General features: G+C 64.5%; 19 protein-coding genes. 10 read left to right on the top strand and 9 right to left on the bottom strand.

Annotated features, from left to right (window positions below):
- Positions 1 to 140: 140 nt before the first annotated feature.
- From ACTYOL_RS22690 to ACTYOL_RS22675, 4 genes are read right to left on the bottom strand one after another with little or no spacing between them, the layout of a single operon-like run.
- Positions 141 to 1298 (bottom strand): osmoprotectant ABC transporter ATP-binding protein OsmV, encoded by a 1158-nt coding sequence (locus ACTYOL_RS22690; RefSeq protein ID WP_112899114.1) that lies wholly within the window; start codon positions 1296 to 1298, stop codon positions 141 to 143.
- The gene (locus tag ACTYOL_RS22685) at positions 1295 to 1948 is read right to left on the bottom strand and encodes an ABC transporter permease (RefSeq protein WP_054892569.1); all 654 of its coding nucleotides are present in this window, start codon (positions 1946 to 1948) and stop codon (positions 1295 to 1297) included. The genes ACTYOL_RS22690 and ACTYOL_RS22685 overlap by 4 nt, the downstream gene beginning before the upstream one ends.
- Positions 1945 to 2856: a glycine betaine ABC transporter substrate-binding protein gene (locus ACTYOL_RS22680; protein ID WP_444757087.1), complete on the bottom strand. Its 912-nt coding sequence runs from the start codon at positions 2854 to 2856 to the stop codon at positions 1945 to 1947. The genes ACTYOL_RS22685 and ACTYOL_RS22680 overlap by 4 nt, the downstream gene beginning before the upstream one ends.
- 13 nt (positions 2857 to 2869) lie before the next feature.
- Positions 2870 to 3583: an ABC transporter permease gene (locus ACTYOL_RS22675; RefSeq protein ID WP_153773229.1), complete on the bottom strand. Its 714-nt coding sequence runs from the start codon at positions 3581 to 3583 to the stop codon at positions 2870 to 2872.
- Between the two features lie 510 nt (positions 3584 to 4093).
- Here ACTYOL_RS22675 and ACTYOL_RS22670 point away from each other — a divergent pair.
- Both ACTYOL_RS22670 and ACTYOL_RS22665 read left to right on the top strand, forming a co-directional pair.
- Positions 4094 to 5677 carry a peptide chain release factor 3 gene (locus ACTYOL_RS22670; protein WP_054892572.1) on the top strand — a complete coding sequence of 528 codons (1584 nt, stop codon included), beginning with the start codon at positions 4094 to 4096 and terminating at the stop codon, positions 5675 to 5677.
- Positions 5678 to 5885: 208 nt separating this feature from the next.
- Positions 5886 to 8279, top strand: coding sequence for a TonB-dependent siderophore receptor (locus tag ACTYOL_RS22665; RefSeq protein WP_444757086.1), 2394 nt, complete (start codon positions 5886 to 5888; stop codon positions 8277 to 8279).
- A gap of 51 nt (positions 8280 to 8330) precedes the next feature.
- Here the strand turns inward: ACTYOL_RS22665 and ACTYOL_RS22660 are convergent, their stop codons facing one another.
- Both ACTYOL_RS22660 and ACTYOL_RS22655 read right to left on the bottom strand, forming a co-directional pair.
- Positions 8331 to 8780 carry a hypothetical protein gene (locus tag ACTYOL_RS22660; RefSeq protein WP_197892290.1) on the bottom strand — a complete coding sequence of 150 codons (450 nt, stop codon included), beginning with the start codon at positions 8778 to 8780 and terminating at the stop codon, positions 8331 to 8333.
- A 110-nt stretch (positions 8781 to 8890) separates the two neighbouring features.
- Positions 8891 to 9784, bottom strand: coding sequence for a helix-turn-helix domain-containing protein (locus ACTYOL_RS22655; protein WP_063546053.1), 894 nt, complete (start codon positions 9782 to 9784; stop codon positions 8891 to 8893).
- A 196-nt stretch (positions 9785 to 9980) separates the two neighbouring features.
- On the opposite strand from ACTYOL_RS22655, the gene ACTYOL_RS22650 reads away from it, so the two are divergent.
- From ACTYOL_RS22650 to ACTYOL_RS22635, 4 genes are all read left to right on the top strand, one after another.
- Positions 9981 to 10886 (top strand): DMT family transporter, encoded by a 906-nt coding sequence (locus ACTYOL_RS22650; protein ID WP_444757085.1) that lies wholly within the window; start codon positions 9981 to 9983, stop codon positions 10884 to 10886.
- Between the two features lie 84 nt (positions 10887 to 10970).
- On the top strand, positions 10971 to 12482 hold the full coding sequence (locus ACTYOL_RS22645; protein ID WP_444757084.1) for a glucosyltransferase domain-containing protein: 1512 nt from the start codon (positions 10971 to 10973) through the stop codon (positions 12480 to 12482).
- Positions 12479 to 12865: a GtrA family protein gene (locus ACTYOL_RS22640; protein ID WP_325167291.1), complete on the top strand. Its 387-nt coding sequence runs from the start codon at positions 12479 to 12481 to the stop codon at positions 12863 to 12865. The genes ACTYOL_RS22645 and ACTYOL_RS22640 overlap by 4 nt, the downstream gene beginning before the upstream one ends.
- On the top strand, positions 12862 to 13800 hold the full coding sequence (locus ACTYOL_RS22635; RefSeq protein ID WP_063546050.1) for a glycosyltransferase family 2 protein: 939 nt from the start codon (positions 12862 to 12864) through the stop codon (positions 13798 to 13800). Before ACTYOL_RS22640 ends, ACTYOL_RS22635 begins: the two co-directional genes overlap by 4 nt.
- Positions 13801 to 13934: 134 nt before the next feature.
- Here ACTYOL_RS22635 and ACTYOL_RS22630 read toward each other — a convergent pair whose 3' ends face one another.
- The gene (locus tag ACTYOL_RS22630) at positions 13935 to 14909 is read right to left on the bottom strand and encodes a 2-hydroxyacid dehydrogenase (protein WP_054894896.1); all 975 of its coding nucleotides are present in this window, start codon (positions 14907 to 14909) and stop codon (positions 13935 to 13937) included.
- Positions 14910 to 15023: 114 nt separating this feature from the next.
- Positions 15024 to 15971, bottom strand: coding sequence for a LysR family transcriptional regulator (locus ACTYOL_RS22625; RefSeq protein WP_054894897.1), 948 nt, complete (start codon positions 15969 to 15971; stop codon positions 15024 to 15026).
- A 180-nt stretch (positions 15972 to 16151) separates the two neighbouring features.
- Between ACTYOL_RS22625 and ACTYOL_RS22620 the strand changes: the two genes are divergently transcribed.
- The 4 genes from ACTYOL_RS22620 to ACTYOL_RS22605 are packed head-to-tail and all read left to right on the top strand — an operon-like array spanning position 16152 to position 20883.
- Complete coding sequence (locus ACTYOL_RS22620; RefSeq protein WP_444757083.1) at positions 16152 to 17666, top strand: efflux transporter outer membrane subunit; 1515 nt, start codon at positions 16152 to 16154, stop codon at positions 17664 to 17666.
- A complete protein-coding gene (locus ACTYOL_RS22615; protein ID WP_444758173.1) occupies positions 17666 to 19822 on the top strand; it encodes an FUSC family protein in 2157 nt (718 codons plus the stop codon). The genes ACTYOL_RS22620 and ACTYOL_RS22615 overlap by 1 nt, the downstream gene beginning before the upstream one ends.
- A complete protein-coding gene (locus tag ACTYOL_RS22610) occupies positions 19812 to 20012 on the top strand; it encodes a DUF1656 domain-containing protein (protein ID WP_054894899.1) in 201 nt (66 codons plus the stop codon). Before ACTYOL_RS22615 ends, ACTYOL_RS22610 begins: the two co-directional genes overlap by 11 nt.
- Before the next feature lie 10 nt (positions 20013 to 20022).
- Positions 20023 to 20883 (top strand): efflux RND transporter periplasmic adaptor subunit, encoded by an 861-nt coding sequence (locus ACTYOL_RS22605; RefSeq protein WP_444757082.1) that lies wholly within the window; start codon positions 20023 to 20025, stop codon positions 20881 to 20883.
- 3 nt (positions 20884 to 20886) lie between these two features.
- On the opposite strand, the gene ACTYOL_RS22600 is transcribed toward ACTYOL_RS22605, so the two are convergent.
- Positions 20887 to 21333 (bottom strand): universal stress protein, encoded by a 447-nt coding sequence (locus ACTYOL_RS22600; protein ID WP_444757081.1) that lies wholly within the window; start codon positions 21331 to 21333, stop codon positions 20887 to 20889.
- Positions 21334 to 21375 lie beyond the last annotated feature (42 nt).

Genomic DNA, 21375 nt, shown 5'->3' with positions numbered 1-21375 from the left:
GTCGGATCGCCGCACCGCCGCTCCCACAGGGTCCAGCGCAATCCCTGTAGGAGCGGGCTTGCCCGCGAATAGGCCGGTACAAACACTACCTATCCAGGATTTGCTTCGACATTGCCGGGGCGCAAAGCGCCCCCGGCAATCTAGAGGGCCACCGCCTCGGCAGGCGACACGATGCTGGTCTTGGCTCCGCGCGAGCGCCCGGAACTCAGGTAGGCCGCAATGGACTCCTGGGTCACCTCGCCGAGAAACACCTGCTCGGCATCCAGCACCGGCAACCAGGCCCGATTGAACTCGTACATGCGCGACAACAGGATGCGCAGGTGCTCGTCATGGGATGCGGTGGCATTGAACGATCGCAGGAAGTCCCCACAGGTTCCTTGCTGGCGGTGCATGTCGCGCCGGCGCACATACCCCATCGCCTTGTTCGCCGCATCGGTGACTACCACGTAGCGACGGTCATGCTCGTCGAGCAACTCCAGCGCCTCGCTCACCGGCGTTTCCGGGCTGACCGACGGCGCGTTGTCCGCGGCATCTTCTGCGCGCACCAGCAGCAGGCGCTTGAGGGTGCTGTCCTGGCCGACGAAGTTGCTGACGAAGTCGTCCACCGGGTGCGCCAGCAGGGTGTCCGGGTGATCCAGTTGCAGCAGCTTGCCTGCGCGGAAGATGGCGATCTTGTCGCCCAGCTTGATGGCCTCGTCGATGTCGTGGCTGACCATGATCACGGTCTTGTTCAGCGCCCGCTGCATCTCGAAGAACTCGTTCTGGATCATCTCGCGGTTGATCGGGTCGACCGCGCCGAACGGCTCGTCCATCAGCAGCACCGGGGCCTCGGCCGCCAGCGCGCGGATCACGCCGATACGCTGCTGCTGGCCACCCGACAGTTCGCGCGGGTAGCGCTGGAGATACTGCTTGGGTTCGAGCTTGATCATGCTCATCAGCTCGCGGGCGCGGTCATGGCAGCGCTGCTTGTCCCAGCCGAGCAGGCGCGGCACCACGGTGATGTTTTCCTCGATGGTCATGTTGGGGAACAGACCGATCTGCTGGATCACGTAGCCGATGTGTCGGCGCAGGGTCACTTCGTCGAGGCCGGTGGTGTCCTCACCATTGATGAACACCTGGCCGGAGGTCGGGGTGATCAGGCGATTGATCATCTTCAGCGTGGTGCTCTTGCCGCAGCCGGAAGGGCCGAGGAACACGCAGATTTCGCCTTCGTTGACGGTGAGGCTGACCGAGTCGACGGCTTTGACGTCCTTGCCGTTGACGTTGAAGGTCTTGCTGAGGTTCTTGAGTTCGATCATGAGCGCAGTCCTTCTGGAGTCAGGGCACGTTGCAGGGTTTGCAGGAGCAGGTCGGCGATGATCGCCAGCAGGCTGACCAGTACGGCGCCGACCAGCAGCATCGACATGTCGCTGCGGCTGATGGAGGTGAGAATGAGCACACCCAGGCCACCGGCACCGATGGTCGCGGCGATGGTCATCACGCCGATGTTCATCACCACGGCGGTGCGCACGCCGGCGAGGATCACAGGTACGGCGATGGGCAGCTCGACCATGCGCAGGCGCTGGCCGAAGGTCATGCCGATGCCGCGTGCCGCTTCGCGGATGCCAGGCTCGACGTTGGTCAGGGCCAGGTAGGTGTTGCGCAGGATCGGCAGCAGCGAATAAAGGAACACCGCCGTGATCGCCGGCAGCGGGCCGAGGCCCTGGCCGAACTTGCTGTAGAACGGCAGCAGCAGGCCGAACAGGGCGATCGACGGGATGGTCAGCAGCACCGTGGCGCTGGCCTGCAGCGGGCCGGCCAGTACCGGGAAGCGGGTCATCAGGATGCCCAGCGGCACGCCGATGACGATGGCCAGGCTGACGGCGATGCCGACCAGCATGATGTGTTGCCCGGTCAGTTGCAGGACCAGGGCCCAGTCGAGATGGGCGAAGGTATCGATCAGGTTCATCGCGCGACCTCGCTGAAGGCATGTTCACGCAGGAAAGCGGCGGCCACGCTGGACGGGCTCTGGTGCTCGACATCGACCTTGGCGTTGAGCTGGCGCATGGTCTCGTCGTCGAGCGTCTCGGCCAGCGGCTTGAGCAGGTCGGCCAGTTGCGGATGGGCGTCGAGCACGGCCTTGCGTACCACCGGCGCGGCGGTGTAGTCGGGGAAGTAGTGCTTGTCGTCGTCCAGGAGCTTGAGGTCGAAGGCGCTGAGGCGGCCGTCGGTGGTGTAGACCAGGCCGGCGAACACTTGGTTGTTGCGCAGGGCGGTGTAGACCAGGCCCGCATCCATCTGGCGGATGTTGGCGCGCCCCAGTTGCATGCCGTACATCGCCTGCAGGCCATCGAGACCGTCGGGACGATTGGCGAACTCGGTGTCCAGCGCCACCAGGTGCTTGCGCGCCTGTTCGTCCTGCAACACCTGGTTCAGCTGGCTGATGGTGGTGACCTGCGGGTAGGCTTCGGCGACCTTGCGTGGCAGGGCCAGGGCATAGGTGTTGCTGAACTTGGAGGGGGTCAGCCAGATCAGGTCCTTCTCCGCATCCAGGGCCTTGACCTTGTTGTAGGTCGCTTCGGCGCTGGGCATGCGCTCCTCGATGTGGTTGTAGGAGACCAGCGATACCCCGGTGTACTCCCACATCAGGTCGAGCTGTCCGGTTTCGTGGGCCTGGCGCGCCAGGCTGCTGCCCAACCCGCCGGTGACTCGGACCTGGAAGCCGTTGGCACGCAGGTACTGGGCAGTGATTTCGGCGAGCACGGTCTGCTCGGTGAACACCCGCGCGCCGATGCGCACCAGGGGTTTTTCTGCAGCTTGGGCAAAACCTGCGCATAGCAGTGCCGCGCCCAGCAGCAAGGCGATTGTCTTTTTCATGGGTTCCCTCTTGTTATCCGGCCAGGCCGCGTTCCAGCCAGCGCTTGCTGGAGAAGCTCACCAGGGCATCCAGTACCAGGGCCAGGAGCGCCGTGCAGGCGGCGCCCAGCAGCAGCTGTGGCTGGTTGTTCAGGGCGATGCCGGGGAAGATCAGGCTGCCGAGGCTGTTGGCGCCAATCAGAAACGCCAGTGGTGCGGTGCCCACATTCAACGCCAGGGCCACGCGCACGCCGCCGACGATGATCGGCACGGCGTTGGGCAGCTCCACCTGCCAGAGTTGCTGGCGCGGGGTCATGCCGATGCCGGTGGCGGCTTCCTTGAGCGAGGCGGGGACGTTTTTCAGGCCCTCGTAGGTGTTGCGCACGATGGGCAGCAGGGAGGCGAGGAACAACGCGAAGATCGCAGGACCTGCGCCGATGCCCAGAATGCTCAGGGCAATGGCCAGAACGGCCAGGGGGGGAATGGTGTTGCCAACGTTGAAGAACTGCATGAAGCGCTCGGCTTTGTCGACCCGGTGCGGTCGACTGAGCGCAATGCCGGCGGGGATGCCCACGGCCAGCGCCGCCGCCATCGAAGCCAACACCAGTATCAGGTGCGCTTGCAGGTAGAACCCAAGATCGTCGCGGTAACGCGCGATCGTGTCAGTGCCGATCCAGTGGATCAGCAGGGCCAGGATGACGAGCACGCAGGCCCATCCCATCAGCCCTTTTCCGTAGCGTTTCGCCACAGGTGGACTCCTTATGTCGTCGGCGGACACACTTCTTCGTAGCCGGCCCGTGCGGGAGGCGGGTGGTGTGTTCGCGAGTAGCAGCGTGACGCCTGCGAGGCAGTGCGTTCATGCCATGAGTCGAGCCCCGTCAGGCTCGTGAATGCTGGTGAAACCAGCCCTGAACCGAAACGGGTTGCAGGGGAGTGGACGTCTCCGAGGGCGTAAAGGTTCCCATCTGAGGCGGCATTTGGCCAGTGTTAATCACTGGCTAAGCAGGATAAAGGCGCGTGAAAAATGCGATTTGTCGCGCTGCAGGCGTTGAAAACACTAAGGTGGAGGGCTTTTGGGCGATGCCACGAATTTATAGTGACTAGGCAGGCCTCTTCGCAGGGCATCGCCAACCGGTAGGCGCGGGCGTGCCACGCGAAGAGGCCGGTTCTGCAATCACTCGTGCAGCCGGCTTTGGTCCAGGCCCGAGTTCAGGTATGATATCGCCCCATTTTTCGATCCCCATTCAGGCGATTTCCCATGACCAACCAGGCCGCCGAAGTCGCGAAGCGCCGCACTTTCGCAATCATTTCCCACCCCGACGCCGGTAAGACCACCATCACCGAGAAGCTCCTGCTGATGGGCAAGGCAATCTCCGTCGCGGGGACCGTGAAGTCGCGCAAGTCCGACCGCCATGCCACCTCCGACTGGATGGAAATGGAGAAGCAGCGCGGTATCTCCATCACCACCTCGGTGATGCAGTTCCCGTACCGCGAGCACATGATCAACCTGCTCGACACCCCCGGCCACGAAGACTTCTCCGAAGATACCTACCGTACCCTGACCGCCGTGGACTCGGCGCTGATGGTGCTGGACGGCGGTAAGGGTGTAGAGCCGCGTACCATCGCCCTGATGGACGTGTGCCGCCTGCGCGACACGCCCATCGTCAGCTTTATCAACAAACTCGACCGTGACATCCGCGACCCGATCGAACTGCTCGACGAAATCGAAGCGGTACTGAAGATCAAGGCCGCGCCGATCACCTGGCCGATCGGTTGCTACCGCGACTTCAAGGGCGTGTACCACCTCACCGGTGACTACATCATCGTCTACACCCCGGGCCACGGCCACGAGCGCACCGAAGCCAAGATCATCCAGAAGCTGGATTCCGATGAGGCCCGCGCTCACCTGGGCGACCAGTACGATGGCTTCGTCGAGCAACTGGAGCTGGTGCAGGGCGCCTGCCACGAGTTCAACCAGGACGAGTTCATCAACGGCCAGCTCACGCCTGTGTTCTTCGGGACCGCCCTGGGCAACTTCGGTGTCGACCATGTGCTCGATGCCGTCGTCGACTGGGCACCGCGCCCGCTGGCACGGGTGGCGCACGAGCGCACCGTGGAGCCGGTGGAAGAGAAGTTCACCGGTTTCGTGTTCAAGATCCAGGCGAACATGGACCCCAAGCACCGCGACCGTATCGCCTTCATGCGTATCTGCTCGGGCAAGTACGAGAAGGGCATGAAGATGCGCCATGTGCGCCTGGGCAAGGACCTGCGCATCGGCGATGCGCTGACCTTCTTCTCTTCCGAGCGTGAACAGCTCGAAGAGGCATATGCCGGCGACATCATCGGCCTGCACAACCACGGCACGATCCAGATCGGCGACACCTTCAGCGAAGGCGAAGCGCTGGGCTTCACCGGTATCCCGCACTTCGCCCCGGAACTGTTCCGCCGTGTGCGCCTGAAAGACCCGCTGAAATCCAAGCAGCTGCGCCAGGGTCTGCAGCAGTTGGCCGAGGAGGGCGCGACCCAGGTGTTCTTCCCCGAGCGCAGCAACGACATCATCCTCGGTGCGGTCGGTGTGCTGCAGTTCGATGTGGTCGCCAGCCGCCTGAAGGAAGAGTACAAGGTCGAGTGTGCCTACGAGCCGATCACCGTCTGGTCGGCACGCTGGATTGCCTGCGACGACAAGAAGAAACTCGAGGAATTCCAGAACAAGGCCATGGAGAACCTCGCCATCGATGGCGGTGGCCACCTGACCTACCTGGCACCGACCCGGGTCAACCTGTCGTTGATGGAAGAGCGCTGGCCTGACGTGCAGTTCCGCGCGACCCGCGAACACCACTGATCCCTGCAGGATACGGCGCAAGGCCGCTTCCGGGTAATGCGCCGATGGGCGCGCTGCTCGGGAGCGGCCTTGTGCCGTTATGGGGCGCGCAGCAGCATCCGGAAATATTTTTTTGTACAGGCGGTGAGGTAACCCGGCGCGGCATTCGTGTAGTGAGTGAAAGTGCGATTCATTCGCAATCAATCCGTTCTCTCACAGGTCAGCGTCCATGAAGTTCACCCCGCGTTGCGTCCCTCTCTGGTTCGGTCTCTGCACCCTGTCCGCAGTGGCGCTGACACCCCTGGCTCGCGCCGCGGAGCAGGTTCAGGTGTATACCTTCGCCCAGCCCGGTCAACCACTGGCCCAGGCCCTCAACGCCTTCAGCCGTACCACCGGGCAAAGCGTGGTGTACACCTTCGAGCTCCCCAGCCAGCAGGCGCCAGCGCTCAACGGCTCGTTCAGCGCCGAGCAGGCCTTGCAGCAACTGCTTGGCCAATCCGGGCTGGCCTGGCGCCGCGTCGATGCGCGCACCCTGACCCTGGAACCTCTCGACACGTCCGGCGCCTTGAACCTGCAAGCCACCACCGTGACCTCGCAGATGGACAGCTTCAGCTACCAGCCACCGGCCAGCCCCTCGATCATGCGCGGCCAGGGGACGAACCTGGAAACGCCCCACGCCATCAACGTGGTTCCGGCCCAGGTGCTGCGCGACCAGGCGCCGCGCAACCTCGACGATGCCCTGGCCAACGTCAGCGGTATCACCCAGGGCAACAACTTTGGCGGCACCTCCGACACGGTGATGAAGCGCGGCTTTGGCGACAACCGCGACGGTTCGATCATGCGCGACGGCATGCCGATCGTGCAGGGTCGCAGCCTCAACGCCACCACCGAACGCGTTGAAGTGCTCAAGGGGCCGGCGTCGCTGCTGTACGGTATCCAGGATCCAGGCGGGGTCATCAACGTGGTCAGCAAGCGTCCGCAGCTCGAGCAATACAACGCCCTGACCCTGCGCGGCTCGACCTACGGCAGCGGCAAGAATGGCAGCGGTGGCAGTTTCGACAGCACCGGTGCACTGGGCGACAGCAACCTGGCCTATCGCTTGATCGTCGATCATGAAGATGAAGACTACTGGCGCAACTACGGCGTGCACCGCGAGTCGCTGGTGGCGCCGTCGCTGGCCTGGTTTGGCGAGGACACCCAGGTGCTGCTGGCCTACGAGCACCGCGAGTTCCTGTATCCGTTCGACCGTGGCACGGCGATCAGCAACCGCACCAATCACCCGCTGGACATCCCGGCCACTCGCCGCCTGGACGAGCCGTTCAACGACATGGAAGGCCGCTCGGACCTGTATCGCCTTGAGGTCGATCACCAGTTGGCGGACGACTGGAAACTGCACTTCGGTTACAGCTTCAACCGTGAAACCTACGACGCCAGCCAGGTGCGGGTGACCGGCGTCAACGACGCCCGTGGCACCCTGACCCGCAGCATCGACGGCACTCACGGCGCCATGAGCCGCGACCAGTTCGCCACCCTGAGCCTGAACGGCAATGTGCAACTGGGCGGGATGCAACATGACCTGCTGCTGGGCTTCGACCATGAAGACCGCAAGGTCTACCGCGCCGACCTGATCCGCCAGGCCAGCCGCTCGACCTTCAGCTACCTCAACCCGGTCTACGGCCAGGAGCCTGAAGGCAGCACCGTGCGTGCCAGCGATAGCGACCAGACCGACAAGCTGCGCACCGACTCGCTGTTCTTCCAGGACGCCGTGCACCTGGACGAGCACTGGATCGCCGTGGCCGGTGTGCGCCTGCAACAGTACGACCAGCTCGCCGGTCGCGGCCGACCGTTCACCACCAACACCGACACCAGCGACCGCGCCTGGACCCCGCATGCCGGGCTGGTCTACAAGGTCGACGAGCAACTGTCGTTCTATGGCAGCTACAGCGAGTCGTTCAAGCCCAACTCCAGCATCGCCCCGCTGAGCGGCGGGCTGGTGCTCGATTCCTCCATTGCCCCGGAGGAGGGCAAGGCCTGGGAACTGGGGGCCAAGCTCGACATTCCCGGGCAGATCACCGGCACCCTGGCGCTGTTCGACATCACCAAGCGCAATGTCCTGGTGGCCAACTTCGACACCCGCACCGGCGAAACCCTGTACAGCAATGCCGGCGAAGTCAGCTCGCGTGGCGTCGAACTGGACCTGAGCGGCCAGCTCAGCGAACGCTGGAGCCTGATCGGCAGCTATGCCTTCACCGACGCCGAAGTGACCAAGGACCCGGCCCTCAAGGGTAATCGTCTGCAGAACGTGGCGCGCCATACCGGCTCGCTGTCGGCGGTGTACGACTACGGCAGCCTGTTCGGTGGTGATCGTCTACGTTTGGGAGCCGGTGCGCGTTATGTCGGTGAGCGGGCAGGTAACCCGACCAACGATTTCGACCTGCCGGCCTACACCGTGGCCGACGCCTTCGCCAGCTACGAGACCAAGCTGGATGCGCACAAGGTGCGTTTGCAGTTGAACGTGAAGAACCTGTTCGACAAGGTGTACTACAGCTCGGCGGTGAACCGGTACTTCGTGGCTATTGGCGACGCACGGCAGGTGAGTGTATCGAGTACGTTGGAGTTCTGAGGCAGGTCAGCAGCACTCTACTTCAAGGGCGAACTAGAGTGCTTTCAATCATCAACGTGGTTCACGCGGGTAAGGGAAGTTGAAATACCCTTTTCTGAGGATGAACCCGTCTGCCGTTCCAGAGAAGCTGACGATGCACCTTCCGTCGATGTTGTTCAGATCGACAACACCTTTTATTGAACGGAGGGCGGTTCCTCCCAGGATGATTCCGGGGATGATGCCGACTTTCCCGCCTTGATGTTCATCCATGGTGACAAAAGGGTAACTCCCATCTTTGGAACCATTGGGAACATTCAGAACGACCCGGTCAAGCGAGAGGGCCATACGCGCTATGATCTGAGTGAAGCCTGCGAAGAACTCATAATCAATCTTGGCATTCGAGGTCTCGGAGGTATGTTCGCTCTCGAAGCCATACCACCTCAGATTAAAGTAAGGTTCCTGCGATGTATCCGGCGCAGATGAACCATAAGATTTGTCGGGTAGTTCTGTGATTTTTTCCATTGTTTTCTCCTGGGCGATAGATTCAGTGAAGGGCGATAGGTGCCTGCTGAAACTAGACACATGATCAGGAGCCCACAACTAGCAGAATTATCAGGTACCCAGGCGAAGGTTTATCGGCTCGCAAGTTCTATTCTGCCCAACGCAGCACGATACTCCCCGGGCGTTGCGCCCATCGCCTGCCTGAAGCGGTTGCTGAAATGGCTGGCACTGGCAAACCCGCACAGCAATGCCACCTGCCCCAGCGGCAGGTCGCCCTGGCGCAGCAACCGGCACGCCTGATGCAGCCGGCGCGCCAGCAGGTACTGGTGCGGCGGCAGGCCGAAGCTTGCGCGGAACATCCGGGCAAAGTGGTATTCGGACAGATTGCAGCGCAGCGCCAGTTCGTTCAGTGAAAGCGGCTGGTCGAGGTTGGCCTCGATGTAGTCCACCAGATGCCGACGCTGGTGCGGCGCCAGCCCGCCCTTGAGCCGCAGGCCCTGGCGCAGGCCGGCCTGGCCCAGCACGGCATGGTCGATGATGGCGTGGGCCAGGCTGCTGGCCAGCAGGCGCTCGGCAGGTTCGTTCCAGTCAAGCCCGATCAGTTGGTGAAAGCGCAGGGCCTGTTGTGGGTCGTCGAGGAAGGTGGCTTCGTGCAGCTGCATTTCCCGTGGCTCGCGGTCGAGCAGCCGAATGCAGCCGAGGGCGAACTGTTCTTCGCTGATGTACAGGTGCGCCAGGCGGATGGTGCCGTTGACCACCCAGTTGGACTCGTGACCGGCGGGCATGATGCACAGTTTGTTCGGCGCGCCCTTGTCGCCCGGGCGCTGGCGGCGGAAGGTGCCGGTGCCGTCGGCGATGTAGCACGACAGGGTGTGGTGGCTGGGGGCGAGGTAGTCACGCGCATCGTCACGGTTGCGCCACAGGGCTGCGGCCAGGCCCTCGCCCATTTGCGCGCTGGCTTCCAGGCGGGCGTTGGGCGAGCTGTGCATGGCGTTGAAGACTTGCAACTGATGAAGTGGCGGCATGGGCGATTCCTCTGGAGGGCTATCGTACTGCGGCGCGAGCGCAAGGGGAGTGGTTGCCGACGGAAAAGCGCAAGTTTGTGCAAGCGCGGGGCGGGGCGAGGGGGACAGACTTCGTGAGCGGCGGTGGGTTCTTCGCGGGCAAGCCCGCTGCCACCGCCGCTCCCGCAGACCACCGCCAGCCCCAAGGACCCCGCCCATGAATCTGTCGCTCTATTTGCTCACCGTCCTGATCTGGGGCACCACCTGGATCGCCCTGAAGCTGCAATTGGGTGTGGTCGAGATCCCGGTATCGATCGTCTACCGCTTTGCCCTGGCAGGTCTGATCCTGTTCGCGATCCTGCTGCTGACCCGTCGCCTGCAACCGATGAATCGGCGTGGGCACCTGATCTGCCTGGCCCAGGGGCTTTGCCTGTTCTGTGTCAATTTCATGTGCTTCCTCACCGCCAGCCAGTGGATCGCCAGCGGCCTGATCGCCGTGGTGTTCTCCACCGCGACCCTGTGGAACGCGCTCAACGCGAGGATCTTCTTCGGCCAGAAGATCGCCGCCAACGTGCTGGGCGGTGGCGCCATGGGCTTGCTGGGGTTGGGCCTGCTGTTCTGGCCCGAACTGTCCGGACACGCCGCCAGCCGCGAAACCCTGGTCGGCCTGGGCCTGGCGTTGCTGGGCACGCTGTGCTTCTCGGCCGGCAATATGCTTTCCAGCCTGCAACAGAAGGCTGGCCTCAAGCCGATGACCACCAACGCTTGGGGGATGGTGTACGGGGCGACCCTGCTGGGGGTGTATTGCCTGGTCAATGGCGTGCCCTTCGCCATGGAGTGGAACACCCGCTATATCGGTTCGCTGCTGTACCTGGTGATTCCAGGTTCAGTGATTGGCTTTACCGCCTACCTTACCCTCGTCGGGCGCATGGGCCCGGAGCGGGCGGCGTATTGCACGGTGCTGTTCCCGCTGGTAGCGCTGAACGTGTCGGCATTCGCCGAAGGCTATCAGTGGACGGCACCGGCATTGCTGGGGCTGGTCGCCGTGATGGCCGGTAACGTGCTGGTGTTTCGCAAGCCCCGGGTTGGCAAGGCCACCCAGGCAGCGTTGGCCATGAAGTGAGGCCTGTGCCCCACACCGTTGCAGAAGACGCTGGCGCTGCGCTGTCTACACTTGGCCAAACCCCTTGATCCTGCAAGGTAGGCCATGCCGACAGCCCAGCCGTGGAACCGCCCCCTGACACCGCGCCAGGCGCACCTGCTCTGCCTGCTCGCACTTGCCCTGCATGTGCTGCCGCTGATTCTCGCCGACTCGATGTACCTCGACGATGTCTGGCGCGCGCAGACCGCCACGGGGAACTGGACCGCCGAAGGGCGCCTGCTCACCCAGTGGCTGCATGCAGGGCTGAGCTTCGCCGGCGGGGCGATCAACCTGTTCCCCCTGCCGCTGCTGTTGAGCCTGCCAGTGGCGGCCTATGCCCTGGCGCGCCTGGCCATTCACTACTTCGGCCAGCCGCGCCCGACCGACCTGCTGGTGGTGTTGCCGCTGTGGTACAGCCCGTTCTTCCTGCAGAACCTGTCATACCAGTACGACGGGCCCGCCATGGCACTGGGTTTGGCGGCGATGATCCTGGCGGTGAGCCTCGATCCACGCCGGTTGTTCGCCGGCACCGTCTTGATTGCCTGCGGCCTGGGTTTCTACCAGGTGACGCTGAACGTATTCATCGGCTTGTGTTGCATCGACGCGGTGCGTGGCCTGTTGCGCGGCGATCCGCTGGCCCGGCTGGGCAAGGTGGTGACCTTGCGTGTGGTGCAGATGCTGTTGGGCGCGCTGGTGTATCTGTTGGTGGCGATGCCGTGGATGTCCGCGCAGCGTTTGACCATGCTGGCAGTGGATGCTGCCCTGCCGGGCGAAGTGATGACGCGCCTGGGCACGGCATTCGAGCATGTCGCCCTGCTGCTGACGCCCGGCAACCTGGTCCTGGCGGTGGGGCTGGCGCTGCTGGCCGCCGCTGGGCTGTGGCGCGATGCTCGAGGTATCCATCGGCAGCACGGCCTGCCAGGCCTGCTCGTGCGCGTCGCCGGCCTGCTGCTGGCGGTGCTGGTGCTGGTGGTGATGACCAGCGGCGTGATGCTGGCATTCGACTATTTCATTCATGGCGCACGCACCCTGATGGGCTTTGCCTGCGTGCTGGTGCTACTGCTCTACCTGGCCAGGCGCGGGCTGGGTGACGGCGCGCCCGATCGTGCGCTATTTCTCTGCCTGCCGCTGTTGTCGATGCTGTCGCTGGCCTACGCCCATGGCCGCCTGCTGGAGGCGCAGAAGGCGCAGTTCGCGGCGATCGGTCAGTACATCGGTCAGGACATCCTCAGCCACCCCGCGCTGGACAAGGCACGCGCCTTCTACCTGCTCGAACGCAACCAGGCCGACGGTTGGTTGCCTGCGGCCGCTGGCGCGCAGGCCCGGGCACCGTTGCTCAAGTTCATCCGCAGTTCGGACTTCGTACTCTTGCCGGAGATGATGGCGCGCGTCGGTATCGGCCAGTTCTATATCAACAGCACCGCCAACCAGAGCCCGGCACCGACCTGGCGCGCCGATGACCTGCTGGCCCGCGGCGGCACACCGCTAGTGGACAACCGCCTGTACAGCATCTACCTCATCGGCGACCAGGGGTATGTGGTGACCAAGCCGCAGCCCAAACCCTGGACGTTGCCTTGAACGCCGGTGCGGGCGGGGTGTTGGGCCAGATGCGGCGCTATGTGCTGGTCGGGTTGGGCAACACCCTGGCGCACGGGTCGGTGTTCTTCCTGCTGCACCTGCTGCTGGGGTTGCGCCAGGCGCCAAGCAACCTGCTGGCGTTTGCCGTTGCGGCGAGCCTGTCGTACTACGTCAACGCCCGCTACACCTTCGCGGCCAGGCCCAGCAAGCGGCGCTACTTGCTGTTCCTGCTAGGCATGGGGACAGTGAGTGTGGCAGTGGGTGCGCTTTCCGACTGGGCGCGCCTGTCACCCTGGCTGACCCTCGTGATCTTTTCCACGGTCAGCCTTGTAGCGGGTTACAGCTACTCGCGCAGTGTGGTCTTCAGACGGAGGACGCCATGAACATCACCCTCATCGTGCCGGTGTACAACGAGCAGGACACCCTCGAACACTTCTACCGCACCGTGCGTGCCGAGCCGTCGCTGCAGGGCATGACGGTGGAGATCCTGTTCGTCAATGACGGCAGCAGCGACGAGACCGAGGCGATCTGCGCCGAGCTTGCGCTACGTGATGAATGGGTCACGGTGATCAACTTCTCGCGCAACTTCGGCAAGGAGTCGGCGCTGTTCGCCGGGCTCGAATATGCCGATGGCGATGCCATGGTGCCGATCGATGTCGACTTGCAGGACCCCATCGAACTGATCGCGCAGATGGTCGAGCGTTGGCAGCAGGGCGCCGACGTGGTCCTGGCCAAGCGTCGCAGCCGCGATGCCGACACCCCGCTCAAGCGCTGGAGTGCGCGCCTTTATTACCGGCTGCACAACCGTATCGCCTCCACTCATATCGAAGAGAACGTCGGTGATTTTCGGCTGCTCGACCGCAAGGTGGTCGCCGCGATCCGCCAGTTGCCGGAGCAGCAGTTGTTCATGAAGGGCGTGTTGTCGTGGGTAGGATTTCGCACCGAGATCATCGAGTACGACCGCCCGCCGCGGGTGGCGGGGGAGAGCAAGTTCGGCCTGTGGCGACTGTGGAACCTGGCGCTGGACGGCATCACCTCGTTCAGTACCGTGCCGTTGCGGTTGTGGACCTACATCGGCGCGGGGGTGTCGCTGTTCGCGTTGGTATTTGCGGTGTACCTGATCGTGCAGAAGGTACTGTGGGGGATCGACCTGCCAGGGTATCCGTCGTTGCTGTCGGCGATCCTGTTCCTGGGCGGGGTGCAGCTGATCGGGATCGGGATACTGGGCGAGTATGTCGGGCGGATCTACCAGGAGACCAAGCACCGGCCGCGGTATGTGGTGCGCAAGGTGCTGGGCAGGCGGCGCCAGCCGCGGTGAGCCTGTTGGATGGGTGCTGGCCTCTTCGCGGGCAAGCCCGCTCCCACAACAGCCCACATAGCTTCTGAATACGGTGGTGTTACCTGTGGGAGCGGGCTTGCCCGCGAAGAGGCCGGTACAGTCAGCGGCCAGACTCAGCCCTTCCACACCTGCGGATTCACCAGGTCCCGCGGTCGCTCGCCCAGCAACGCTGCGCGCAGGTTCTCCATCGCCCGGTTGGCCATGGCATCGCGGGTCTCGGCAGTCGCCGAGCCGATGTGCGGCAGGGTGAGCGCGTTGGGCAGCTTGAACAGCGGAGAATCGGCCAGCGGCTCCTTCTCGTACACATCCAGCCCTGCGCCACGGATGGTGCCAGCTTGCAGCGCCTCGACCAGCGCCGCCTCGTCCACCACCGGCCCGCGGGCGATGTTGATCAGGAAGGCGCTCGGCTTCATCAGCTTCAGCTCACGGGCGCCGATCAGCTTGCGGGTGGCATCGGACAACGGCACCACGATGCAGACGAAATCGGACTCGGCCAGCAACTGCTCCAGGCTGCGGAACTGCGCGCCCAGTTCCTGCTCCAGCGCGCTCTTGCGGCTGTTGCCGGCATACAGGATCGACATGTTGAAGCCCAGGCGACCACGGCGTGCCACGGCGGCGCCGATGTTGCCCATGCCGACGATGCCCAGGGTCTTGCCGTGCACGTCGCTACCGAAATGTGCCGGGCCTACGGTTGCCTGCCAATTGCCGGCCTTGGTCCAGGCGTCCAGCTCGGCGGTACGGCGGGCACAGCCCATGATCAGCGAAAAGCCCAGGTCGGCGGTGCTTTCGGTGAGCACGTCGGGGGTGTTGGTCAGGGCGATGCCGCGTTCGTTGAAGTAGTCCAGGTCGTAGTTGTCGTAGCCGACCGACACGCTCGACACCACCTCCAGCTTGCCCGCACCTTCGAGCTGCGCGCGGCCGAGCTTGCGGCCGACGCCGATCAGGCCGTGGGCCTCAGGCAGCGCTTCGTTGAACTGGGCATTGATGTCGCCCAGCTTGGGATTGGGCAGGATCACGTTGAAGTCGTGCTGCAGGCGCTCGGCCATGGCCGGGGTGATACGGCTGAAGGCCAGGACGGTCTTTTTCATCGGGCTACTTCTCTGCAAGGCGGTGGGACGATGGCGGCCTTGCGAAGAGGCCGCCGCGAATCAACGATTGGTTAGCAACCTACCATTGTCCCCACCTTCAATGCAGCAGCTTTTTCAGGTGGCGATCAGCAATTCATGGGTCTTCAGGTCCGCTTCATGCGCCGCCAGGATTTCCGGCAGCGAGTTGCGCAGGTACTCGACCCAGGTCTTGATCTTGGCATCCAGGTACTGGCGCGACGGGTAGATCGCGTACAGGTTCAGCTCCTGCAGGCGGTAGTCGGGCATCACCCGCACCAGGCTGCCGTCGCGCAGGCCGTCGATGGCGGAGTAGATCGGCAGCACGCCCACCCCCATGCCACTGCGGATCGCGGTCTTCATCGCGTCGGCGGAGTTCACCTGGAACGGCGAGCTGGTGATGTTGACCATCTCCTGGCCTTCCGGGCCGTCGAACAGCCATTTTTCCAGCGGGATCACCGGGCTGACCATGCGCAGGCACTGGTGCTTGAGCAGGTCGGCAGGCTTGTGTGCGATGCCGTGGCGAGCGATGTAGTCGGGCGAGGCGCAGACGATGCTGTAGGTGATGCCCAGGCGCTGGGAGACGAACCCCGAATCCGGTAGCTCGCTGGCCAGCACGATGGACACGTCATAGCCCTCGTCGAGCAGGTCGGGCACGCGGTTGGCCATGGTCAGGTCGAATGTGACGTCTGGGTGCGTTTCGCGGTAGCGGGCGATGGCATCGACCACGAAATGCTGGCCGACGCCGGTCATCGAATGCACTTTGAGCTGCCCGGCCGGGCGGGCGTGGGCATCGCTGGCCTCGGCTTCGGCCTCCTCGACGAAGGTCAGGATCTGTTCGCAGCGCATCAGGTAGCGCTTGCCCGCTTCGGTCAGGGCGATGCGCCGTGTGGTGCGATTGAGCAAGCGGGTTTGCAGATGGGCTTCCAGGTTGGAGACCGCTCGCGACACGTTGGCGGTGGTCGTATCCAGCTGCGCAGCGGCGGCGGTGAAGCTGCCGAGCTGGGCTACACAACTGAAAGCACGCATGTTTTGCAGGGTGTCCATGGGTCACTCTCGATCTAGAGGACAAAATTGTGACATGAAGTGACGAAAAAGAACGTCCGACCAAAGCCGGATTATCGCTGTTTTGGTAACAAAGATTCGCAGGAATATGCGCTTATCGCCAATGAAACCCGCCCCTAGAATTGCCCGGCCCCTTCACCTCTTCCTCGGGAAATCGCAGCTGTGCCGCGTCGCAACATCGGAGCGCTTCGAGCGCTCAGTGCCTGTGCCCTTAGCCTGTCCTTGAGCGGCTGTATCGGAACCTGGGGCATCGCCCCGCAAAGCAAGACGCTGCAAGCCAACCAACTCGCCACCGACACTGCCATCCGCGAAGCCGACCGCGACGCCCATTGGCCTGCGCAGCAATGGTGGCGCGCCTATGGTGATCCCCAGCTCGATCGCTGGATGGACCTCGCGGTTGCCGATAGCCCGAGCCTGGCCATGGCCGCGGCGCGGGTGCGCCAGGCCAGGGCCCTGGCTGGTGTGGTCGAGTCGGCGGAACGCCTCCAGGCCAATGGCGAGGCGACCCTCAAGCGCCACAACTGGCCGGAGGACCAGTTCTACGGCCCCGGCGCCCTGTCCGGCGCCAATACCTGGGACAACAACGCCGCCATTGGCCTGAGCTACGCCCTCGACCTGTGGGGCCGTGAACGCAACGCCACTGAGCAGGCGCTGGACCAGGCGCACATGCGCGCCGCCGAAGCCCGCCAGGCCCAACTCGAATTGCACGACAACGTGGTGCGCACCTACATCCAGCTGAGCCTGCATTTCGCCCAGCGCGACATCGTCCAGGCCGAGCTGGAGCAGCAGGAGCAGATCCTCGAGCTGGCCAGGCGGCGCCTCGAAGCCGGGATCGGCACCCATCTGGACGTCAGTCAGGCCGAAGCGCCGTTGCCGGAAACCCATCGGCAGCTCGACAGCCTCGATGAAGAAATTGCCCTGACGCGAAATCAATTGGCGGCACTGGCCGGCAAGGGGCCGGGCGAGGGGGCCAGCCTGCAGCGCCCGACACTGACGCTCGCGGCGCCGTTGTCCTTGCCCTCGGCATTGCCCGCCGAGCTGGTCGGCCAGCGCCCCGACGTGGTCGCCAGCCGTTGGCAGGTGGCAGCCCAGGCCCGCGGCATCGAGGTCGCCCACGCAGGCTTCTTCCCCAATGTCGACCTGGTCGGCGGCCTTGGTTTCATGGCCACCGGTGGCGGGCCGCTGGAGTTTCTCACCGGCCGCAAGTTCAACTACAACGTCGGGCCTGCCATCAGCTTGCCGATCTTCGATGGCGGGCGTCTGCGCGCGCAGTTGGGTGAAGCTTCGGCCGGCTACGACATGGCTGTTGCCCATTACAACGAAACAGTGGTCGGGGCGTTGAAGGGGATTTCCGACCAGTTGATCCGTCGCGAGTCGATGGCGCAGCAGGCACACTTCGCGGCCGAATCGGTCGCCGCCGCGCAGAAGACCTACGACATCGCCACGGTTGCCTTCCAGCGCGGGCTGACCGACTACCTGAACGTGCTCAATGCGCAGACTCTGCTGTTTCGCCAGCAGCAGATCCAGCAGCAGGTCCAGGCCGCGCGCTTGAGTGTGCATGCCGAGCTGGTCACGGCGTTGGGCGGTGGTCTGGGTGCGGGCAGCGACGTGCCGGATGAAGGGCATCAGGCGGCGCCGAAAGCACCGGCCCTGATTGCCTCGGGGCGCGGGCAATGATGCGCTGGCTGTCCAACCTGGAATGGCGCCGGGGCTTCTTTGCCTGGGCGCGCACCGACGGGGTGACCTGGGTCTACATCTTCAAGGTGCTCGCTGCGGCGTTCCTCACCCTCTGGCTGGCCATGCGTCTGGAGCTGCCGCAGCCGCGCACGGCGATGATCACCGTGTTCATCGTCATGCAGCCGCAGAGCGGGCATGTGTTCGCCAAGAGTTTCTACCGCATGCTCGGCACCCTGGCCGGCTCGGCGATGATGGTCGCGCTGATCGCGATCTTCCCGCAGAACACCGAGCTGTTCCTGCCCAGCCTGGCGCTGTGGGTCGGCCTGTGCTCGGCAGGGGCCATGCGCTATCGCACCTTCCGCGCCTATGGCTTCGTGCTGGCCGGTTATACCGCGGCGATGATCGGCCTGCCGGTGCTCCAGCACCCTGACCAGGCGTTCATGGCCGCGGTATGGCGGGTGCTGGAGATTTCCCTGGGCATTCTCGTCTCGACCCTGGTCAGCGCCGCGATCCTGCCGCAATCGGCCAGTGCCGCCATGCGCAATGCCTTGTACCAGCGCTTCGGCGTGTTTGCCGGGGTGGTGGTCGAAGCCCTGCGCGGCAACAGCCAGCGTGCGCTGTTCGAGTCGTGCAACGTGCGTTTCATCGCCGAGGCGGTGGGGCTGGAGAGCCTGCGCAACGTCACCGCCTTCGAAGACCCACACATGCGCAGGCGCTCCGGGCGCCTGGTGCGCATGAACAGCGAATTCATGGCCATCACCACCCGTTTCAACGCCCTGCACCGTTTGCTCGAACGCCTGCGCGCGCGCGGCCCGGCGCAGATCGTCGGTGCCATCGAGCCGGGCCTGCATACCCTGGCGCAATTGCTCGAGCCCTACGTCGGGCGAGCCCTGACCGATGCCGATGCGCTACGCCTGACCCTGGAGCTGGCGGCCTACAAGGACGGCCTGCAGGCCCAGGTGCGCGGGCTGCGTGCGGCGTACCTGGAGACCGGCCCCAGCGACGCCGACCTGCTCGATTTCCACACCACCTACGAGCTGCTCTACCGCCTGGTCGACGACCTCTACAGCTACGCCCAGACCCACGCCTCACTGGCCGCGCACAACCACGAACGCGAACAGTGGGACGAGCCCTATGTGGCACAGACCAGCTGGCTGGTGTCGCTTGCCGCTGGCGTGCGTGGCGCCGCGGTGCTGTTGCTGCTGGGCAGCTACTGGCTGCTCAGCGACTGGCCCAGCGGCGCCATGATGACGCTGATCGCCACGGTCACCGCCGGCCTTTCGGCGGCGTCGCCCAACCCCAGGCGCATGTCGTTCCAGATGGCGTGCGGCACCCTGCTCGGCGCGTTCATCGGTTTCTTCGAGACCTTCTTCGTGTTCCCCTGGATCGACGGTTTCGCCCTGCTGTGCATGGTGCTGGCGCCAGTGTTCGTGCTCGGTGCGTTTCTCTCGTCGCGTCCGGCCTATGCCGGTTATGGCGTGGGCTTGCTGGTGTTCTTCGCCATCGGTTCGGTGCCCAACAACCTCACGGTCTACGACCCGTATGCCTTCATCAACGATTACATCGGCATGATCATCGGCATGCTGGTCTGCGCTGCGGCCGGGGCGATCATCCTGCCGCCGAACAGTCGTTGGCTATGGAGCCGCCTGGAGCAGGACCTGCGCGAACAGGTGCTGTTCGCCATCGGTGGCCGCCTGCGTGGCCTGGGCTCGGCTTTCGAGAGTCGCACCCGCGACCTGCTGCACCAGGCCTATGGCCTGGCGGCCGGCAAGCCACAGGTGCAGGCCGAGCTGATGGGCTGGATGTTCGTGGTATCGGAAGTCGGTCACGCCGTGATCGAACTGCGCAAGGAGCAGGCCAATGCCCCGGTGCACCCGGCCTATGCCGAATCGCAGCCCTGGCGCCAGGCAATCCGGGTGATGGGGCGCGCCCTGGCGCGGCTGTTCCTGCAGCCCAACGCCAGCAACCACGAGCGCGCGCTGGTGGCGGTCGACCACGCCATCAGCCGCGTGCAGGCCACCGACGAACCTTTTGCCCGGCACTTCGACACCTCGCTGCTGCGCCGCGCGCAGAGCTACCTGCACTTCATCCGCACCTCGCTGCTCGACCCCCAGTCACCCCTGGCCCCGGCCAAAGGATTGCACCATGCCCCGTGAGATCGCCTTCCATGGCGTGTACATGCCCACCATGACCCTGATGTTCCTGTTCGCTGCAGGCCTGGCCTGGGGCCTGGACCGCTTCATCGCCAGCCACGACGGCTATCGCTTCTTCTGGCACCCGGCGCTGTTGCGCCTGTCCCTGTTCGTCTGCCTGTTCGGCGCACTGGCGCTGTCTGTCTACTGGTGAGAAACCTTCGATGAAAAAATTCTTCAGCTTCCTCGCCACCCTGCTGGTGCTGACCGCTGCCGTGGTGATCGGCCGCCAGTTGTGGCTGCACTACATGACCACGCCCTGGACCCGCGACGGTCGCGTGCGCGCCGACATCATCAACGTCGCGGCCGATGTGCCGGGTTATGTGGTGGACGTGCCGGTGCGTGACAACCAGCAGGTGAAGAAGGGCGATGTGCTGATCCGCATCGACCCCGAGCACTATCGCCTGGCAGTGGAGCAGGCCCGGGCGCTGGTCGCTTCGCGCAAGTCCACCTGGGAGATGCGCAAGGTCAACGCACGGCGCCGTGCCGACCTGGACAACCTGGTCATCTCCAAGGAGAACCGCGACGACGCCAGCAATATCGCCAACGCCGCCCTGGCCGACTATCAGCAGGCCCAGGCACAACTGGCAGCGGCCGAGCTGAACCTCAAGCGCACCGAGATCGTCGCCACGGTCGACGGCTACGTCACCAACCTGAACATCCACAAGGGCGATTACGCCCGCACCGGCGAGGCGGTGATGGCGGTGGTGGACGAGGATTCGTTCTGGGTGTACGGCTTCTTCGAGGAGACCAAGCTGCCGCATGTGAAGGTGGGGGACCAGGCCGAGCTGCAGATGATGAGCGGCGAGTTGCTCAAGGGGCATGTCGAGAGCATCGCCCGCGGCATCTACGACCGTGACAACCCGCAGAGCCGCGAGCTGGTCGCCGATGTGAACCCGACCTTCAACTGGGTGCGCCTGGCGCAGCGGGTGCCGGTGCGGATTCATATCGATGAAGTGCCCGAGGGCTACCTGCTGGCCGCTGGCACGACCTGCACGGTGGTGGTCAGGCCGGGCGGGGCGTGAGGGTCACTCGCCCGCCGGGCAGACCAGCACCGGCACCTGTACCCGGTCGATCACCTTGCTGCTGATCGACGGGTCCAGCAGCCTGCCGAGGCGCGACAGGTGCCGGTGGCCCATGATGATCAGCTCGCAGCCGAGTTCCCGGGTCTTGTCGACGATGGCCTCGACCGGTTGCGCGGCGACCATGCAACCCTGGCATTGGAAACCCGCTTCGCGCAGCGTGGCCACGGCTTGTTGCAGGGCGCGTTCGGCCAGTTGCTGCTCCTCGCAGGCGGCGGGGTATTCCTCCAGTTCCTGCTCGGTATAGGACGCGGGGCGCTCGTGCACGGCGAAGGTCGGGTCGATGGCCAGCAGCAACTGCAACGGGTGATCGCCTGGGCGGCAGTAGCGGCGGGCAAGGTCTAGCAGGGTTGCGCTGGCGGGGGAGGCGTCGATGGCGATGAGGATGGGCATTGGCGGGGCCTTGTGTCAGGGCGGGTGAGCGGTGTCGATCTT

The sequence above is a fragment of the Pseudomonas sp. A014 genome, assembly GCF_052378495.1.
GTDB classification, from domain to species: domain Bacteria; phylum Pseudomonadota; class Gammaproteobacteria; order Pseudomonadales; family Pseudomonadaceae; genus Aquipseudomonas; species Aquipseudomonas machongensis.
This window is presented reverse-complemented; position numbering and strand designations above follow the sequence as displayed.

Coding starts and splice junctions, on each gene's coding strand:
- ACTYOL_RS22610 (WP_054894899.1), top strand. CDS start 19,812: ATGCCCCGTGAGATCGCCTTCCATGGCGTGTACATGCCCACCATGACC.
- ACTYOL_RS22660 (WP_197892290.1), bottom strand. CDS start 8,780: ATGGAAAAAATCACAGAACTACCCGACAAATCTTATGGTTCATCTGCG.
- ACTYOL_RS22650 (WP_444757085.1), top strand. CDS start 9,981: ATGAATCTGTCGCTCTATTTGCTCACCGTCCTGATCTGGGGCACCACC.
- ACTYOL_RS22600 (WP_444757081.1), bottom strand. CDS start 21,333: ATGCCCATCCTCATCGCCATCGACGCCTCCCCCGCCAGCGCAACCCTG.
- ACTYOL_RS22685 (WP_054892569.1), bottom strand. CDS start 1,948: ATGAACCTGATCGATACCTTCGCCCATCTCGACTGGGCCCTGGTCCTG.
- ACTYOL_RS22670 (WP_054892572.1), top strand. CDS start 4,094: ATGACCAACCAGGCCGCCGAAGTCGCGAAGCGCCGCACTTTCGCAATC.
- ACTYOL_RS22625 (WP_054894897.1), bottom strand. CDS start 15,971: ATGGACACCCTGCAAAACATGCGTGCTTTCAGTTGTGTAGCCCAGCTC.
- ACTYOL_RS22645 (WP_444757084.1), top strand. CDS start 10,971: ATGCCGACAGCCCAGCCGTGGAACCGCCCCCTGACACCGCGCCAGGCG.
- ACTYOL_RS22655 (WP_063546053.1), bottom strand. CDS start 9,784: ATGCCGCCACTTCATCAGTTGCAAGTCTTCAACGCCATGCACAGCTCG.
- ACTYOL_RS22630 (WP_054894896.1), bottom strand. CDS start 14,909: ATGAAAAAGACCGTCCTGGCCTTCAGCCGTATCACCCCGGCCATGGCC.
- ACTYOL_RS22690 (WP_112899114.1), bottom strand. CDS start 1,298: ATGATCGAACTCAAGAACCTCAGCAAGACCTTCAACGTCAACGGCAAG.
- ACTYOL_RS22605 (WP_444757082.1), top strand. CDS start 20,023: ATGAAAAAATTCTTCAGCTTCCTCGCCACCCTGCTGGTGCTGACCGCT.
- ACTYOL_RS22665 (WP_444757086.1), top strand. CDS start 5,886: ATGAAGTTCACCCCGCGTTGCGTCCCTCTCTGGTTCGGTCTCTGCACC.
- ACTYOL_RS22615 (WP_444758173.1), top strand. CDS start 17,666: ATGCGCTGGCTGTCCAACCTGGAATGGCGCCGGGGCTTCTTTGCCTGG.
- ACTYOL_RS22635 (WP_063546050.1), top strand. CDS start 12,862: ATGAACATCACCCTCATCGTGCCGGTGTACAACGAGCAGGACACCCTC.
- ACTYOL_RS22680 (WP_444757087.1), bottom strand. CDS start 2,856: ATGAAAAAGACAATCGCCTTGCTGCTGGGCGCGGCACTGCTATGCGCA.